Source organism: Streptosporangium sp. NPDC050148 (genome assembly GCF_055586505.1).
On the sequence record NZ_JBVJIA010000005.1, the window covers coordinates 184,227 to 200,170 of the forward strand.

Annotated in this window: 14 protein-coding genes; 6 read left to right on the forward strand and 8 right to left on the reverse strand. The window is 73.4% G+C overall.

The features are described 5' to 3' along the window. Window positions 1-3 precede the first annotated feature (3 nt). Window positions 4-1,167, forward strand: a complete 1,164-nt coding sequence (locus ACZ6RT_RS07220; protein WP_470152540.1) for a cysteine desulfurase family protein — start codon at window positions 4-6, stop codon at window positions 1,165-1,167. Window positions 1,168-1,199: 32 nt separating this feature from the next. Here ACZ6RT_RS07220 and ACZ6RT_RS07225 read toward each other — a convergent pair whose 3' ends face one another. Next, window positions 1,200-2,246: a DUF695 domain-containing protein gene (locus ACZ6RT_RS07225; RefSeq protein ID WP_470152541.1), complete on the reverse strand. Its 1,047-nt coding sequence runs from the start codon at window positions 2,244-2,246 to the stop codon at window positions 1,200-1,202. A 59-nt stretch (window positions 2,247-2,305) separates the two neighbouring features. Between ACZ6RT_RS07225 and mnmA the strand changes: the two genes are divergently transcribed. After that, window positions 2,306-3,376, forward strand: a complete 1,071-nt coding sequence (gene mnmA, locus ACZ6RT_RS07230; protein WP_399186523.1) for a tRNA 2-thiouridine(34) synthase MnmA — start codon at window positions 2,306-2,308, stop codon at window positions 3,374-3,376. Window positions 3,377-3,488: 112 nt separating this feature from the next. Here mnmA and ACZ6RT_RS07235 read toward each other — a convergent pair whose 3' ends face one another. The 6 genes from ACZ6RT_RS07235 to eccB all read right to left on the reverse strand — a co-directional run bounded on the left by ACZ6RT_RS07235 (window position 3,489) and on the right by eccB (window position 8,560). Then, the gene (locus ACZ6RT_RS07235; RefSeq protein ID WP_470152542.1) at window positions 3,489-4,130 is read right to left on the reverse strand and encodes an MBL fold metallo-hydrolase; all 642 of its coding nucleotides are present in this window, start codon (window positions 4,128-4,130) and stop codon (window positions 3,489-3,491) included. A gap of 215 nt (window positions 4,131-4,345) precedes the next feature. Continuing rightward, window positions 4,346-5,899 (reverse strand): WXG100 family type VII secretion target, encoded by a 1,554-nt coding sequence (locus ACZ6RT_RS07240; protein WP_470152543.1) that lies wholly within the window; start codon window positions 5,897-5,899, stop codon window positions 4,346-4,348. 4 nt (window positions 5,900-5,903) lie between these two features. Further along, window positions 5,904-6,275, reverse strand: a complete 372-nt coding sequence (locus ACZ6RT_RS07245; protein ID WP_399186519.1) for a hypothetical protein — start codon at window positions 6,273-6,275, stop codon at window positions 5,904-5,906. A gap of 106 nt (window positions 6,276-6,381) precedes the next feature. After that, the gene (locus ACZ6RT_RS07250) at window positions 6,382-6,687 is read right to left on the reverse strand and encodes a WXG100 family type VII secretion target (RefSeq protein WP_399186518.1); all 306 of its coding nucleotides are present in this window, start codon (window positions 6,685-6,687) and stop codon (window positions 6,382-6,384) included. Between the two features lie 25 nt (window positions 6,688-6,712). Further along, on the reverse strand, window positions 6,713-7,024 hold the full coding sequence (locus ACZ6RT_RS07255; protein WP_399186517.1) for a WXG100 family type VII secretion target: 312 nt from the start codon (window positions 7,022-7,024) through the stop codon (window positions 6,713-6,715). A 108-nt stretch (window positions 7,025-7,132) separates the two neighbouring features. Next, the gene (eccB, locus tag ACZ6RT_RS07260) at window positions 7,133-8,560 is read right to left on the reverse strand and encodes a type VII secretion protein EccB (protein WP_470152544.1); all 1,428 of its coding nucleotides are present in this window, start codon (window positions 8,558-8,560) and stop codon (window positions 7,133-7,135) included. 204 nt (window positions 8,561-8,764) lie between these two features. Between eccB and ACZ6RT_RS07265 the strand changes: the two genes are divergently transcribed. Genes ACZ6RT_RS07265 through ACZ6RT_RS07275 form a run of 3 tightly spaced genes read left to right on the forward strand, consistent with a single transcriptional unit; the run spans window position 8,765 to window position 10,305 of the window. After that, window positions 8,765-9,067, forward strand: coding sequence for a hypothetical protein (locus tag ACZ6RT_RS07265; RefSeq protein WP_399186515.1), 303 nt, complete (start codon window positions 8,765-8,767; stop codon window positions 9,065-9,067). Between the two features lie 21 nt (window positions 9,068-9,088). Continuing rightward, window positions 9,089-9,898, forward strand: a complete 810-nt coding sequence (locus ACZ6RT_RS07270; RefSeq protein ID WP_399186514.1) for a hypothetical protein — start codon at window positions 9,089-9,091, stop codon at window positions 9,896-9,898. Continuing rightward, window positions 9,895-10,305 (forward strand): YbaB/EbfC family nucleoid-associated protein, encoded by a 411-nt coding sequence (locus tag ACZ6RT_RS07275; RefSeq protein WP_399186513.1) that lies wholly within the window; start codon window positions 9,895-9,897, stop codon window positions 10,303-10,305. The genes ACZ6RT_RS07270 and ACZ6RT_RS07275 overlap by 4 nt, the downstream gene beginning before the upstream one ends. 19 nt (window positions 10,306-10,324) lie before the next feature. Here ACZ6RT_RS07275 and eccD read toward each other — a convergent pair whose 3' ends face one another. Then, complete coding sequence (gene eccD, locus ACZ6RT_RS07280) at window positions 10,325-11,704, reverse strand: type VII secretion integral membrane protein EccD (RefSeq protein ID WP_399186512.1); 1,380 nt, start codon at window positions 11,702-11,704, stop codon at window positions 10,325-10,327. 146 nt (window positions 11,705-11,850) lie between these two features. Here eccD and eccCa point away from each other — a divergent pair, with 146 nt between their 5' ends. Next, complete coding sequence (gene eccCa / locus ACZ6RT_RS07285) at window positions 11,851-15,846, forward strand: type VII secretion protein EccCa (protein ID WP_470152545.1); 3,996 nt, start codon at window positions 11,851-11,853, stop codon at window positions 15,844-15,846. Window positions 15,847-15,944 lie beyond the last annotated feature (98 nt).

The following is a 15,944-nucleotide window of genomic DNA, read 5'->3' on the forward strand; positions in this document are numbered from 1 at the left end:
GTCGTGAAGTCCGCCTATCTCGATCACGCGGCGACCACGCCGATGCTTCCCGAGGCGATCGAGGCCATGACGGCCCAGCTCGGCCAGGTGGGGAACGCCTCCTCGCTGCACGCCGCGGGCCGCCGTACCCGCCAGGTCGTGGAGGAGTCGCGGGAGACCATCGCGGCCGCCCTCGGCGCCCGTCCCAGCGAGGTCGTCTTCACCTCCGGCGGCACCGAGGCCGACAACCTGGCGGTCAAGGGGCTGTACTGGGCCCGGCGCGCCACGGGTGCCCACAGGATCCTGATCAGCGCGGTCGAGCACCACGCCACCCTGGACCCGGCGCACTGGCTGGCCGACCACCAGGGCGCGACCGTCGAGCCGCTGGAGGTCGACGAGTTCGGCCGGGTGAGCCCGGACACGCTCAGGCGGGCCGTCGAGCGCGACCCCGCGAGCGTCGCCCTGATCAGCGTCATGTGGGCCAACAACGAGGTCGGCACCGTCCAGCCGGTCGAGGCGCTGGCCGGGACGGCCCGGGAGTACGGCATCCCCTTCCACACCGACGCGGTCCAGGCGGTCGGCCAGCTCCCGGTGTCCTTCGCCGACTGCGGGGCCGACGCGCTGACGCTCTCCGGGCACAAGGTCGGCGGGCCGATGGGCGTCGGCGCCCTGCTGCTGGCCCGGGGCGTCGATCCGGTGCCGGTGCTGCACGGGGGCGGCCAGGAGCGCGACGTGCGCTCCGGCACGCTCGACGCGCCCGCCGCCGCCGGCCTGGCCACGGCCGTGCAGATCGCGGTGGCCCGCCAGGCCGAGACCGCGGCCCGCCTGTCCGGGCTCCGCGACGACCTGATCCACCGGGTCCGCCTGGCGGTGCCGGACGTGATCCTCAACGGCGATCCGGTGAACCGCCTGCCCGGCAACGCCCACTTCTCCTTCCCCGGCTGCGAGGGCGACGCCCTGCTCATGCTGCTGGACGCCAAGGGCGTGGAGTGCTCGACCGGCTCGGCCTGCTCGGCCGGGGTGGCGCAGCCCTCCCACGTCCTGCTCGCGATGGGCGCCGACGGCTTCCGGGCGCGCGGCTCGCTGCGCTTCTCCCTGGGACACACCTCGACCGAGGAGGACGTGGACCGGCTGGTGGAGGTCATCGGCCTCGCGGTCGAGCGGGCCCGCCGCGCGGGCCTGAGCTGACCCGGGCCTGAGCCGCTACGACGCCGAGCCGGTCAGGTGAGGAAGGGGGAGACGGCGATCCAGCCGGGGTCGGCGGTCACGTCGACCCGGGGACGGCCCTCCTCCCAGCCCTCGACCAGCTCCCTGGCGCGGACGGCCGCCTCGCTCAGCGGGTCGGCGTAGACGTGCAGCACCCGCTGTCCCTCGGCGCTCAGGTGCGCGGCCAGGACGGCGCGGCCGCTCAGCCGGCCGATCCACCCGGCGAGGCGTTCCTCGACGTCGCGCAGCGCCTCCAGCGACGAGCCCGCGGGCAGCCCTTCGGCGTCCCGGTGCGCGTACGGCAGCGTGATCTCGATGTGCTGGTCGAGCAGGGGGTGGTCGACCGGGCGGAGAGGGTGGCGGGCGGTGGCGACCAGGCGGGCACCGGAGGCGGTCCGCCCCTCCAGCAGCGCCCACTGCTCGTCCCGGTACCCGGAGGCCAGGTCGGCGACCACGCCCGGCAGGTGCACGGCGGGTACCGCGTCGATCGGCTCGTAGGCCGCGGCGGAGACGTCGCCCACCCAGCGGGCCACCTCGTCCTCGCCGAGCAGCCGGTCCAGGGCGAGCAGCGCCGCCTCGGTACGGGTCTCCTCGTCCAGCAGGGTGAAGACCGGGTGATGGGCGACCACGTCGATCCGGGGGCTGCCGTGCGGGACGCGCAGCCCGAGCACCAGCCCGTCGAGCGCGAACTCGTAGCCGCCGACGTCGAGGACGAGGCCCGTCGCGTCCGGGACGGCCCGCCGGGACGGGTGGAACTCCCACGACCCGTCGGCGGGCGGGGCCGCCGCGGCCCAGCGGTGCGCGGTGGGACGCAGCTCCGGGTCACCGGCCGAGGTGACCACCAGGGCCCGCTCGGCTACCGGGCCGGGGACGATCTCCCAGACCAGCGAGGGGTGCACGACCCGTACCGCCGGGCCGATCCACTCGGCCAGCCGCCCGGTCTCGCCCGCGGCGGCCATCGCGTCCAGCTCGGGCCTGGCCTGTGCCCACCACGCCCAGAACTCGGCGATGCCGCCCGCGGGGTCGGGGGCGGGCTCGTTCCTCCGGCCGAACAGTCGCATGACCCCGGATTCTCCCAGCCCGCCGGGGCACCTGCCAACGCGGGTACGCTCAAGGGGTTATGAGTCTCCGTGTGCTTGCCGCCATGTCCGGCGGCGTCGACTCCGCCGTGGCCGCCGCCCGCATCGCCGATGCGGGCCACGACGTCACCGGCGTCCACCTCGCCCTCTCCGCCAACCCCCGCTCCCACCGCACCGGCGCCCGGGGGTGCTGCACGATCGAGGACTCGCGCGACGCCCGCAGGGCCGCCGACGTGATCGGCATCCCCTTCTACGTGTGGGACATGGCCGAGCGCTTCCAGCGCGACGTGATCGAGGACTTCGTCAGCGAGTACGCCGCCGGCCGCACCCCCAACCCGTGCCTGCGCTGCAACGAGAAGATCAAGTTCGAGGCGGTGCTGGACCGGGCCCTGGCGCTGGGGTTCGACGCGGTGGCCACCGGCCACCACGCCCGCATCGCCGACGGCGTGCTGAGCCGCAGCCCCGACCACGGCAAGGACCAGTCGTACGTGCTGGGCGTCCTGACCCGGCAGCAGCTCGCTCACGCGATCTTCCCGCTGGGCGACTCCACCAAGGCCCAGGTGCGCGAGGAGGCGGCGCGGCGCGGGCTCACGGTGGCCGAGAAGCCCGACAGCCACGACGTCTGCTTCATCGCCGACGGCGACACCCGGGGCTTCCTCGCCGACCGCCTCGGCGCGGCGCGGGGCCCGATCGTCGACGAGTCCGGCGAGGTGGTGGGCGACCACGAGGGCGCGTACGGCTTCACGGTCGGCCAGCGCAAGGGGCTGCGCATCGACCGCCCGGCCCCCGACGGCCGCCCGCGCTACGTGCTGTCCATCGAGCCGGTCTCCAACACGGTCACGGTCGGCCCGCGCTCGTCGCTGGAGGTCACCTCGATCGTGGCCGGGCGCCCGGTCTGGAACGGGCCGGTGGACGCGCCCCGCGAGCCGCTGGCCTGCACGGTCCAGCTCCGCGCGCACGGCGAGGTGTACGGCTGCCGGGCCCAGCTCTCCGGCGATCAGGTGCACATCACGCTGGACGCCCCGGCCACCGGGGTCGCCGCGGGCCAGGCCGCGGTGCTCTACCTCGGCGACACCGTGATCGGCTCCGCGACCATCGCCTCGGCCTCCTGAGCCCGCGGCCCGGTCACCGGGCCGGCGGGCGGAGGTTCGTCGCGCGGGTCCGGTCTCCCGCCCCCGGGGTTCCCGCCCCGCGGGTCCCGGGCCCCCGGGGCGCCGGACGGGATCACGGCAGGGTGACCGACTCGCCCGGCGGAAGGCGCCGCATGTCCGCGTGCTGGTGGTCCGACTCCATCGCCAGCCACCTGTCGACCATGCGGAGCCCGTCGTCGTTGAGCAGGCCGTCATGGGTGGAGAAGGCGCGGGCCGGGCGGATCTCGCGCAGGTAGTCGATCATCTCCCGGACCTTCATCCACGGGGCGTTGGCCGGCACCAGGAGGGTGGGCACCTCCTGCTCGGGCACCGTGAACGCGTCCCCCGGGTAGAAGACCTCCTCGTCCACCATGAAGCCGACGTTGCCGATGATCGGCATGTCCGGGTGGACGGGGGCGTGCCACTCGCCGACGACCCGCACCCCGAAACCGGCCGCGTCGAAGGTGTCGCCGTCCCGTACCGTGTGGACCTTCGCGGGGAGGCCGGTCAGCGTGGCGGCCACCGCCTCGCCGGTCCAGATCTCCAGGGCGGGATCGGCCTCGGCCGCCCGGCGCAGCCGGTCGGCGTCCACGTGGTCGAAGTGCTCGTGGGTGATGAGCACGGCGCGGGCCCCGTCGAGCGCGGACTCCTCGCTGAAGGACCCCGGATCGATCACCAGGGCGAAGCCGTCCTTCTCCAGGCGTACGCAGGCGTGCCTGAACTTCGTGAGTCTCATCTTCCCAGGCTAGGGGGCCGGTTCCCGGGGAGCGCGGCCCGGTCGTGGCCGGGGCGCGCCCGGCCACGGTGCGTCCCGCGTCGCGGCCGGAAGGGGGCCTTCCCGGTCCCGGACGCAAGACGGGGCCGGCCCGGGACGCGGTACGCCCCGGGCACGGTACGTCACGGGTCCCGCCCGGGGGTGGGGTGCCCCCGGGCGGGACCCGGTCAGGTGAGTCAGGTGATCACGGCCGGAGCCGTGCCGCCGTCACCGCCCCAGACGTCCTCGTCCTCGACGAGCCAGGTGGACCGCTCGCGGTCCTGGTTCCCCTCGCCCGGCGAGCCGCCCATCGGCATGAACGGCATGCCGCCCATGCCCATACCGGTGCCCATGCCGGCGCCCCGCGTGCCGCCGACACCGTTGACGGCGTTGAGGCCGCCCCCGGCCCCGCCGGTGGTGGCGCCGTTGCCGACCCAGGTGCCCGGCCCGGCGCCGGTGGGGTTGTTCAGGCCGTTCGGCCCGTTCAGGCTGTTCGGTCCGTTCAGACCGTTCAGGCTGTTGGGGCCGAGCGAGGTGGTGGTCGGGCCCGTGCCGATACCCGGGCCGGTGCCGTTGTAGGGAGGCAGGCCGACACCCGGGCCGGTCCCGGGACCCGTCGGCACCGCCGGTGTCGTGGGCTCGAAGCCGGCCAGGTGGGTGGCGCGCGGGTCGTTCGGGTTCAGGCCGCCCTGCTGGTCGGGGGAGTACCCCGCCGGCAGGGTGCCGGTCCCCGGCTGTCCCGAGCCGGGACCGCCGACGCCCGGATACCCCGGGTTGTTCCCGCCACCCGGCAGGCCCGCGCCGGGGTCGGTGACCCCCGGGTAGCCTCCCCCGCCGGGCAGGTTCCCCCCGCCCGGAAGGTTGCCGCCACCGGGAAGGCCGCCCCCGCCGGAGCCGCCACCCGGGTAGCCGCCGGGCAGGCCGCCCCCGCCGGAGCCGCCACCGGGATAGCCCGGCAGGTCGGGGCTGGAGTAGCCGCCCCCACCGCCGGGATAGGCTCCGGAGCCTCCGGGATAGCCGCCGTACCCGCCACCGCCCGGGTAACCCCCGCCGGGCAGGCCCCCGCCGGGGATCCCGCCACCGGGCAGACCTCCGCCGGGGAGACCCCCGGGGAGACCTCCGGGGTAGTTCTGGCCGGCGAGCGCGGGGTCGGTCGGGGCGCCCAGGAGGGGCAGGTTCTTCTCCACGGTCGGCGGGATGTTGTTGTAGAGCTCGACCAGGTTCTTGTTGAGGTTCACCAGGTCGTCGCGGGCGAAGTCGTTGTTCGACTTGTTGGTGAACAGGACCGTGTTGCCGATCTTCCCGAAGGCGATGTCGTCCCCCGGGAGGATGTCGACCCCGTCGAGCATCGACCCCATCGACGGCCTCTGGACGGCGGCCTCGATGAACTGGGGGAGCACCTGCCCGCCGTAGTGGACCAGGGGCGGTCCGAGCTGGCCGCAGCGGTTGGCCAGCTCGTGAACCGTCCCGTGGACCAGCTGGAGCGCCTTCTGCGCCTCGATCGAGGCGTCACCGCTCCAGACCTGGGCGAGTTCACCGGCGACCTGCCGGAGCAGGGCGCGGCTCTCGCCCAGCGTGCTCGCCGCGGTCTTGTAGGTGTGGCCGGCCTCCTCGATGGCCCGGGGGTTGGTGGCCTCGAGCATCGACTTGATCTCGGCGGCGCCGTAGCCGCTGTAGTGGTCGCGGCTGCCGATGGCCGGTGCGCTCTCACCGTCGAACTTGATGTGGTGAATCGCGTGGTCGTTGCCCATCGCCTCAGCTCGCCTTGTTCGTGGTGCTGGCCTGCTCGGCGTCCTGGTAGTTGTAGGCGGCGACCCGCAGCAGCTCGATCGCGGCCCGGTACCTGGCGATGGTGTCCTGGTAGACCGCGCCGATCTTCATGTGGGCCTTCTGGGTGGTCCTGGCGACGTCCTTGGCGGTGTCCCAGGTGCCGAACTCGGCCTCCGTCAGGTTGGTCATGGCCCGCAGGTCCTGCAGGGCGCCCTCGTTGGAGCCCTCCAGGCGCGCGACGTCGTCCTCCAGGGCCTTGAGGAGCTGCTTGATCCGGTCGCGCTTGATCTCGACGGCGGGACGGTTCTTGTCGATGCCGGGCCAGGAGGGCTCGGGTCTGTCCTCGGGAGGTAACATGCCTCTCTCCCCGTTGCTGAGGGGCCGCGGCGTCACCGCGACCCGATCGGTCCTACCCGGTGACGAGGGGCCCCGGCGTCGCCGTGGCCCGCTCGGTTACCAGGTGTCAGCGCCCGTCGAACATCGACACGTTGACCTTCTCGGTCTGCGAGAAGTTCTCCCTGCCGACCTCGATGACGCCACCGAGGCGCTGGAGCAGCTGGGCCATCCGGCCGGACGCGGCGTCCCACTGGGCGCGTGCGGCGTAGTAGGCGGTGCGGGCGTCGCCCTCCCAGTCGCCGAGCAACCGGTCGAGGTCTCCTTCGAGCGTCTGGAGGGTTCCCTCCAGCATCTGCCACTGCCGCGCGAAGTCCGCGGCAGAGCGGTCCATCTGGCCGAAATCGACAAGAGTGCGGTCAAGGTCGTTAGCCATTGGTGATCCCCGTTTCTGAGCTGTGTCAGCTGTTGATGTCGGCGGAGAGCCTGCTCGCGAAGGCGGCCTGGTTCTCTTCCGTCGACTGGTAGTTCTTCTGGGTGAGCTTGAGCTTCTCGGAGAGGCCTTCCAGCTCGCGCAGGATGATGGCCATCTCGGTGTTCCAGGCGTTGAACACGCTGTCGAAGGAGACCGCGGACTGGCCGTCCCAGCCGGAACGCAGCTCGCCGCGGTGTCCCTCGAGCTGGGTCTTGATCTGGGTGATCGTGTTCTTGGCGTCCTGGGTCTTCTGCGAGGACTCGACGAGCCGCGCGTGATCCGCATTGGTTCTAACCACGTGGCACCTCCATGGTGCTCGATGGACATGAGTGCTTCGATCATTACAAAGTGGACAGTGAGATGATCTCGCCCTTATAACGGGGCGATGTCCCGTTGGTAACGGGAATCACCGCTGCCCCAGTGGCACCGGGTTTCTCGCCGCTGCGGGGTCGAGCGTAGGCCCCTGCGGGATCAAATGCACGATATGGGCGGGTAAGGGGGCGACGTCGGCGGCCGTGTACCCCAGGCTCGGCAGCGACTCCGCCGAGGTGATCGCGTGCCGCCGCCCCTGGTCGCTGATCAGGAAGAGCGAGCCGACCGCGTCCAGCCTGCCGTTCCCGGGCAGCACGCCCACCAGTGAGGCGCTGCCCGGCGGCAGCACGACCTGGTCCACCGAGTCCTGGTCGAACCGCCCCCCGGGCGGCGCCGGGATCCGCACCGTGCTGCCGACGGTCAGCCGGGCCCGGGTCGATCCGCGCTCGGTGTCGGCGTAGACCGCGCACACCGGCGAGGCCGGGTCGGGGGAGACGACCTTCGGCATGACCTCGGGCAGACCGGCCTGCCCCATGCGGGTGGCCGAGCGCCGCATCCCGTTCGCGGTCGCCGCGTCGATCTCCACGGCGCGCACCGGTGCCCTGCCGTACGCCCGCTTGCTGGCCGGGTCCTGGAGCAGCAGCTCGGCCTGGGCGGGGGTGAGCGGGGCCAGGCCGTCGGCGAGCAGGACGTACCACTTGGCCGTGCCGCCGGCGACCGCCGGCACGGTGTAGATCCTGCCGACCGCCGAGCGCCCGCCGTCGGGGCCGCGTGCCGCACGGCCGCGGGCGGCCATCGCGGGCGCGCGGAAGTCCGGGCCGATGGGCAGCGCGTTGAGCCAGACCGCCGGGACCTGCCGGGGCTGCTCCTCGGTCAGCGCCCGCAGGCTCTGGGGCGGTACCCGCATCCGCCGGTCCCCCCACAGCAGCCAGGTCTGCGATCCCTCCTCCACGACCATCGCGGCGCTCCGCCCGAACGGCGCGCCGCCGACCCCGGAACCACCGATCAGCGAGGTGTACGGCGCCCGCGCCCCGGTCGCGTCCACGCCCTCGACCACGCAGGCCGACCAGGGCGAGCGCACCAGCCGGGTACGCGGCGGCAGCGACTCGGGGGCCCCGGGGATGCCGACCATCAGCCCGCGGGAGAAGCGCGACAGGGAGGCGTTGGTGACCGTGCGCACCTTCACGCCCTGCGCGCCGCCGATCAGCAGCCGGGCCGAGGTCACGTTGGCGACCGGGATCATCCGGTTCTGGGACGCGCTGTAGACGAAGGTCGCGCCCGACTCCTCCTCGACGATCACCGTCCCGGGCGCGGTGAGCGCGGTGGCGCCGCCCGGCCGCAGCAGCCCGTAGATGCCGAACCCCGCCGTCACCAGCACCGCGACCAGCACGCCGCAGAGCGTGGCCACGTTGTGCCTGCGCATCGGCGACTCGGGCACGTCGGGCTCACCCTGGAGCAGGGCCATGCCCAGGCGCTGGGTCATCAGCCTGTGCGCCTGGTAGAGATCACGACGGGTCTGCATCCCACCTCCGCCTCGCAGGGTGCGCGGTCGCCGACAGCATAGAAGCGCCGGTGACGCGTGGGGTACGCGGTGCCGATGGTGAACGGTGAGGGGCGCGGACGTTTCCGATCATCGGCGAGCGTGTGAACAGGCCTTCGAAGCAGCCGGAAGGGCCGGGTGGGGATGGTAGGAGATGTCCGGGAACATGCGATCACGGGAGGCCACATGACCCAGGAGAGGTACGTCACCTCCATGGCGATCGAGAGCATTCGCGCCGAGATCGAGGAGGACGTCATCCCGAAGCTCAAGGAGTTCCGCGCGATGATCGGCGACACCACGGTCGGTTTTCCCGGCTGGGGGGCCATCGGTGAGGTCGCGGTCGGGATGCGGTACCGGGAGGTCCAGCGGGACGTGGGGGAGAAGTTCGACGACGCCGTGGCGGCGCTGGAGTCGTGGACGGTCGCGCTGACCACCGCCCGCGCCAACTGGCGCGCCGCGGAGGACAACAGCACCGTCGTCTACCAGTGATCCGCGGAAGGGGGAGGCGGCATGGCCGTGGCATCGGGGGGTAGGCCGACCGCGCTGACGGCGGGCAGGAGCGCCAAGGGGGTGATCACGAACTCCGGCAAGGTGCTGTCCACCCTCAAGGGCGGCGCGCGGCTGGCCCCCACCGCCTGGGCGGGCGTGGCGGTCGCGAGCACCGCCGTGGCGAACGTGCCGGGCATGGCCGACGCCTACAACAACTGGGAGTCCATCCACTCGCGCCTGGACACCGCGGTGAAGAGCTACGTCGCCGTCCTGCTCACCAAGGAGAAGGAGGGCTGGATCGCCGACGACAGGGAGGCGTTCGACGACGCCGTCCAGCGGATGCAGGAGGCCCTGGAGAGCCTGCGCGCGTACATCAAGAACATCTCCGGGATCGTGGACGAGATGGGCGACGCCTACCGCGCGTACTGGCTGGCCATCGCCAAGGTCGCGGCGACCCTGCTGGCCCTGGCCACGATCGCGGCGGCCATGCTGGCGACCCCGTACGCGGCCACCGCCATGGTCAACCTGAGGACGCTGGGCACCCTGGCCAGTCAGATCATCGCCGTCTCGACCGGTGCGCTGGGCAAGCTCATCGCGGCGGCGGCGGGCAGCATGTCGATGTACTTCTCCGGCAAGGCGTGGGTCCAGTCGTTCAACCTGGAGCCCACCGGCACGGCCAAGGTGGACTTCACCAAGGCGAGGATCGACCCCTCGCTCCTGCCGTACCAGCCCGCCCCCGCCGTCGCCCCGGGCCAGGTGCCCCAGCTTCCCAAGGGCGGGACGTTCGAGTGGCTGGCCCCCAAGAAAGAGAAGCCGGAGCCGTACAAGTGATCCCTGTCGACCCCGACGGCCTGCGCCCGGAGGACCTGGACGCCGTCATACGGAACAGCGAGGAGACGCTGCGCCGTCTCGGCGACGTCGCCGTCGAGCTGAAGACCGTCACCGGAGAGGGGACGGGCGCCGACGGCCTGGCCCGCGCGCTGGTGGACGGCGCCGGGCAGATCAGGGAGATCACCCTTGAGCCGCGCATCATGCGGCTGGACAGCCAGGCCGTCGCCGAGGCGGTGACCGAGGCGGTGCGCGCCGCCCAGCAGGACGCCAGGCGCGCGAACGAGGAGCTGCTGCGCGCCGCCACCGGCGGCGAGCCGGTGACGCTCGACATGGACGAGGCCCGCCGCCGCTTCGAGGACATCGGCAACGACCTCGCCCGTGCCCTGGAGGACCTCAGGCGCGACTGAGCCCGCGGGCCGGAGCAGGTCAGCCGGACAGGCCCCTGACGGTGGCGTACACGTCCAGCACCCCGAGCGCGAGCGGGAGCAGGGACAGGATCAGGCAGAACTCCACGATGTCACCGGCGCGTCCCCAGAACGGCGAGGGCCGCCGCACCGGCAGGAACAGCGCCAGCCCGCACGTCAGCCCCGCCGCGCAGACCAGGCCGATCGTCACCGCCGGAGCCGAGCCCGGCACGGTGAGCGCGACGCCCACGATCAGCGCCAGCAGCCCGGTCATCCCCGAGCAGAGCAGCCAGAGCCGCTGGCCGGTCCCCTGGAAGACGCGGGCGCGCAGCAGCAGCGCCAGCGAGAGCGCGACCACGGTCGCCGGGGCGGTCCACCCGCTCGCGGTCAGCAGGGCGGGCAGCGCGCCCAGGGCCACCAGCGCGACCCCCGCGGTCAGGCCGGTGGCGAACCGCTCGGCCTCGGCGGCGCGCCGCAGGACGTCGGCGCCGTCGATGTCCTCGGTGTCGGCGCGCAGTTCCTCGGCGTTGGCCGGCAGCGCGGGCAGCGGGAGCCGCGCCAGCCGGAAGGACGTCGTCGGGATGAGCGGGGCGCAGGCCAGCGTCACCGCGGCGGCCACCGCGGCCACGCCTGCCGCCGGTACGGCGGTGAGCATCACCACGGCCGAGCAGATCGCCCCGATCACCGCGGCCAGCCCGACGCCGAAGAAGTTGGGCAGCCCCTCGGAGACGATCCAGCCGGTCACGGTGGCGACCAGCGCGGTCACCGCGAACCCGGCCAGCAGGCTGGGCGCCCCGAACGTGCCGGGACCGGCGGAGGCGGGCACGCACGCCCCGGCGAGGAACGCGTGGGGAAGCGCGGTGTAGCCGATGACCGCCCCGGCCCGGCCGTCGCCCGCGGCCCTGGACAGCGCGGCGCCGGCCACCATGGCCAGGATCGTGCAGACCGCGGCGAAGGCGACGACCACCACCCAGCCGGGCCCGCTCACCGCGAGCACGACGACCGCCGCGACCATCGCGACCGCGGCCGCGCCCAGCCCGGTGCCCCGGGTGTGGGCCGGACGCCAGCGGCCGGTCCGCTCCTTGACGCCGGTCGCCACGGTGTCGGCGACGTCGTCGAAGACCGCCTCGGGCAGCTGGGAGGCCCGGGGCAGCAGGTAGAGCACCTCGCCGTCCCTGATGCCCAGCTCGTTCAGGCCGGCGCCCGGGGGCATGGGGGCCGCGCCGATCCGCTGGAGCACCCAGCCGCCGGCCGGCGGGATCGCGTCGGCCTCGCCGGTGGCGGTCAGCAGGTCGGGCAGCAGGTGGGACAGGGGGAGGTCGGAGGGAACCGCCAGGTCGACCCGCCGACGCGGGGTGACGACGGTGATGCGGCACAGCGGGATTGCGGTCACCTGGTTCACGGGCGCATGGTAGCCATCCCGGCGGTCGTCCGATACCCGGCCCGGTCTCGGTTCCGTGCCGTTCACCCGGATTTCGCCGAGAAGGTGGAACGGGTTCGCTACGGTATGCCGGGGACAAAATTAGCTTTACTCACATCGGGGGCGAAGTGGGCATAGTGGTCGTCCGGCGGCCTGAACGACGTCCGTCGCCGGTACCACCTCGCGGCGAGATCCTGCTGGAGTCTCCGCCGGAGATCCCGGAGACCACCTCGGCGGGGTTCACCCAGGTGCTCACCTACCTGCCGATGCTGGCCGGCGCGGCCGCGATGGGGCTGATGTTCGCCGGCAACGGCGGCGGAAACCCGATCATGTACGTGGCCAGCGGCATGTTCGCGCTCTCCATGGTCGGCATGTCGATCGGCCAGATGGGCCGGGCCGGGGGAGAGCGCAAGCAGCGGCTCAACGGCCTGCGGCGCGACTACTTCCGCTACCTGTCCCAGACCCGCGCCAAGGTCCGCCGCGCCGCCCGCAGACAGCGCGAGGCGCTCGACTGGAACGGCCCCGACCCCGACGCCCTCTGGTCGATCGCGCTGAGCGCCCGCCTGTGGGAGCGGCGGCCGACCGACGCCGACTTCGCCGCCGTCCGGGTGGGCACCGGGACCCAGCGCCTGGCCGTCCAGCTCATACCACCGGAGTCCAAGCCGGTCGAGGACCTGGACGCGATGTCCGCGGGCGCGCTGCGCCGCTTCGTCCGCGCCCACTCGACCGTGACCGACCTGCCCATCGCGGTCGCCCTGCACTCCTTCGCCCGGGTCCGGCCCACCGGCCCCCAGGCGCCGGTCCGCGACATGATCAGGGCGCTCGTCGCCCAGCTGGCCGTCTTCCACTCGCCCGACGAGCTCAGGATCGCGGTCTGCGCCTCCGGGGAGTGGATGGCCCACTGGGAGTGGGTCAAGTGGCTGCCGCACGCCCTGCACCCGCACGAGACCGACGCCGCCGGGCCCGTCCGGCTGATGACGGGCGACCTGGGCGAGCTGGACCGGCTGCTGGGCGACGACTTCAAGAACCGGGCCCGGTTCAAGCCGGGCGTCTCGGCCGACGCGCTCCCGTACCACGTCGTGATCATCGACGGCGGCCACGTCCCGCAGGACTCCCCGCTGGGCGCGGACGCGATCGAGGGGGTCACGCTCATCGACCTCGACGGGACCACGACCCCGGCCGGGGAGAAGACGACGCTCCGGCTGCGCGTCACCGAGGACTCCTTCAGCCGGGTCACCACCGACCAGGGCGGCAAGGAGGTCGTCACCCTCCTGGGCAGGCCCGACCGCTTCTCCTACCTGCAGGCCGACGGGCTGGCCAGGCGGCTGGCGCCGCTGCGCGGCTCCCCGGCCGGGGCGGGGGGCGGTGACGCGCTGGCCGCCGACACCACCCTGGCCGAGCTGCTGGGACTCGGCGACCCGGCCGCGCTGGAGCCGGCGCTGCTGTGGCGTCCCCGGGCGCCGCGCAACCGGCTGCGCGTGCCGATCGGCGTCGGCACCGACGGGCGCCCCGTCGAGCTGGACATCAAGGAGTCGGCGCAGGGCGGCATGGGCCCGCACGGCCTGGTCATCGGCGCCACCGGCTCCGGCAAGAGCGAGCTGCTGCGCACGCTGGTGCTCGGGCTGGCCGTCGCGCACTCCTCGGAGGTCCTGAACTTCGTGCTCGTCGACTTCAAGGGCGGCGCGACCTTCCTGGGCATGGACTCCCTGCCGCACGTCGCGGCCGTGATCACCAACCTCGCCGACGAGCTGCCCCTGGTCGACCGCATGCACGCCGCCCTGCACGGCGAGATGGTACGGCGCCAGGAGCTGCTGCGGGCCGCGGGGAACTACGCCTCGCTGCGCGACTACGAGCAGGCCAGGGAGCAGGGCACCGACCTGCGGCCGCTGCCCACCCTGTTCGTGGTGCTGGACGAGTTCAGCGAGCTGCTCTCGGCGCAGCCCGAGTTCATCGAGCTCTTCGTGATGATCGGCCGGCTCGGCCGGTCCCTGGGGGTGCACCTGCTGCTGGCCTCGCAGCGGCTGGAGGAGGGCAGGCTGCGCGGCCTGGACACCCACCTGTCGTACCGGATCGGCCTGCGGACCTTCTCGGCGATGGAGAGCCGGGTGGTGCTCGGCGTGACCGACGCCTACGAGCTGCCCTCGGCGCCGGGCAACGCGTTCCTGAAGTTCGACACCAGCGGCATGGTCCGCTTCAAGGCCGCCTACGTCTCCGGGCCCTACACGCCCGAGCGCCGGGTGGTGCGGCACGAGCGCGCCGAGGGACGTCAGATCGTCCCGTACGGCGCCGCCTACGTCGCGCCGCCCCCGCAGGCCGAGCCCGAGCCCGAACCCGAGCCCGTCACCGCGGGACGCGAGTCGCTGCTCGACGTCGTCGTCCGGCGCCTGGAGGGACAGGGCCCGCCCGCGCACCGGATCTGGCTGCCGCCGCTGGCCGAGCCGCCCTCGCTGGACGAGCTGCTCCCGCCGCTGAGCGTCACCCCGCACCACGGGCTGACGACCGCGCAGTGGCAGGGACGCGGCGGGCTGCACGCCCTGCTCGGCGTGGTGGACCGGCCGTTCGAGCAGCGGCGCGACCCGTACTGGCTGGACCTGTCCGGCGCGGCCGGGCACGTGGCCGTGGCCGGGGGGCCGCAGAGCGGCAAGAGCACCGTGCTGCGCACGATGATCGCCGGTCTGGCCCTCACCCACACCCCCGCCGAGGTGCAGTTCTACTGCCTGGACTTCGGCGGCGGCGGCCTGGCCGCGCTGGAGGGGCTGCCGCACGTCGGCGGGGTGGCCAACCGGCTGGACGCCGACCGGGTCCGTCGTACCGTGGCCGAGGTCACCGCGCTGCTCGCGCGGCGCGAGCGCGAGTTCGCCGAGCAGGGCGTCGACTCGATCGCGACCTACCGGCGCCGGATCGCCCAGGGCGTCCAGGGCGCCCAGGGCGCCGGGGGCGGGGTCGACACCGGCGGCTTCGGGGACGTGTTCCTCGTGGTGGACGGCTGGCTCACGGTCCGCCAGGAGTTCGAGTCGCTGGAACCCGTCATCACCGAGCTGGCCGCCCGCGGCCTCGGTTACGGCGTGCACGTGGTGGCCGCGACCAACAAGTGGTCGGAGTTCCGCCCCTCCATCCGCGACCTGTTCGGCTCGCGCGTGGAGCTGCGGCTGGGCGACGCCTACGAGTCCGAGGTGAACCGCAGGGCCGCGCTGGCCGTCCCCGAGGGCACCCCCGGCCGCGGCCTGACCCGCGACGGGCTGCACTTCCTCGGCGCCCTGCCCCGCGTCGACGGCGGCTCCCGCGCCGAGGACCTGCCCGCCGCCACCCGGGCGATGGTCGAGGCGGTCGCCGCGGCCTGGCAGGGCCCGCCCGCCCCGCGCGTGCGGCTGCTGCCCGCGGTGCTCGGGCCCGAGAGCCTGCCCCGGCCCGACCAGACCGGCGCGCGCATCCCGCTGGGCATCGACGAGAGCACGCTGTCGCCGGTGCTCGCCGACTTCGACGCCGACCCGCACCTGGTCGTCATCGGCGACAACGAGAGCGGCAAGTCCAACCTGCTGCGCCTGGTGGCCGAGGGGGTCGTGGCCCGCCACGAGCCCTCGGCGGCCCGCCTCATCGTCATCGACTACCGGCGCTCGCTGCTGGACGCCGCCTACACCGAGCACCGCATCGGGTACGCGGCCTCCTCGACGGCCGCGGGCGAGTTCATCGCCGAGATCAGGGAGGCGCTGGTCAAGCGGCTCCCCCCGGCGAACCTCTCCCCGGAGGAGCTGCGCTCACGCGGCTGGTGGAAGGGGGCGGACATCTACATCGTGGTCGACGACTACGACGTGGTGTCCTCGGGCGCCAACCCCCTCATGCCGTTGATGGACCTGCTGCCCCAGGCCCGCGACATCGGCCTGCACCTGGTGCTGGCCCGTGCGATGGGCGGTGCCGGGCGCGCCATGTTCGACCCGGTGCTCCAGCGGCTCAAGGACATGGCCACCCCGGCCGTGATGATGTCGGGCCACAAGGACGAGGGCGTCCTGTTCGGGGTGCGCCCGCACCCGCTGCCGCCGGGCCGCGCCTATCTCTCCGACCGCAGGAACGGGGTGCGCCTCATTCAGACCGCGTTCATGTCGCCACCCGCCGACACGGACACGTGAACGGGAAAGTAAACAGAAGGCATCTAAAATCTGCCCTCTTCTGTAACAATGGGTACATAGCATCACCCCAAAAACGCACGTCACGTCCAGGGGGAGCG

Excerpts from the sequence above, each read along its gene's own strand:
- ACZ6RT_RS07245 (WP_399186519.1), bottom strand. The coding sequence starts at position 6,275 with ATGTTACCTCCCGAGGACAGACCCGAGCCCTCCTGGCCCGGCATCGAC.
- ACZ6RT_RS07225 (WP_470152541.1), bottom strand. The coding sequence starts at position 2,246 with ATGCGACTGTTCGGCCGGAGGAACGAGCCCGCCCCCGACCCCGCGGGC.
- ACZ6RT_RS07240 (WP_470152543.1), bottom strand. The coding sequence starts at position 5,899 with ATGGGCAACGACCACGCGATTCACCACATCAAGTTCGACGGTGAGAGC.
- ACZ6RT_RS07250 (WP_399186518.1), bottom strand. The coding sequence starts at position 6,687 with ATGGCTAACGACCTTGACCGCACTCTTGTCGATTTCGGCCAGATGGAC.
- ACZ6RT_RS07270 (WP_399186514.1), top strand. The coding sequence starts at position 9,089 with ATGGCCGTGGCATCGGGGGGTAGGCCGACCGCGCTGACGGCGGGCAGG.
- mnmA (WP_399186523.1), top strand. The coding sequence starts at position 2,306 with ATGAGTCTCCGTGTGCTTGCCGCCATGTCCGGCGGCGTCGACTCCGCC.
- eccB (WP_470152544.1), bottom strand. The coding sequence starts at position 8,560 with ATGCAGACCCGTCGTGATCTCTACCAGGCGCACAGGCTGATGACCCAG.
- ACZ6RT_RS07265 (WP_399186515.1), top strand. The coding sequence starts at position 8,765 with ATGACCCAGGAGAGGTACGTCACCTCCATGGCGATCGAGAGCATTCGC.
- ACZ6RT_RS07235 (WP_470152542.1), bottom strand. The coding sequence starts at position 4,130 with ATGAGACTCACGAAGTTCAGGCACGCCTGCGTACGCCTGGAGAAGGAC.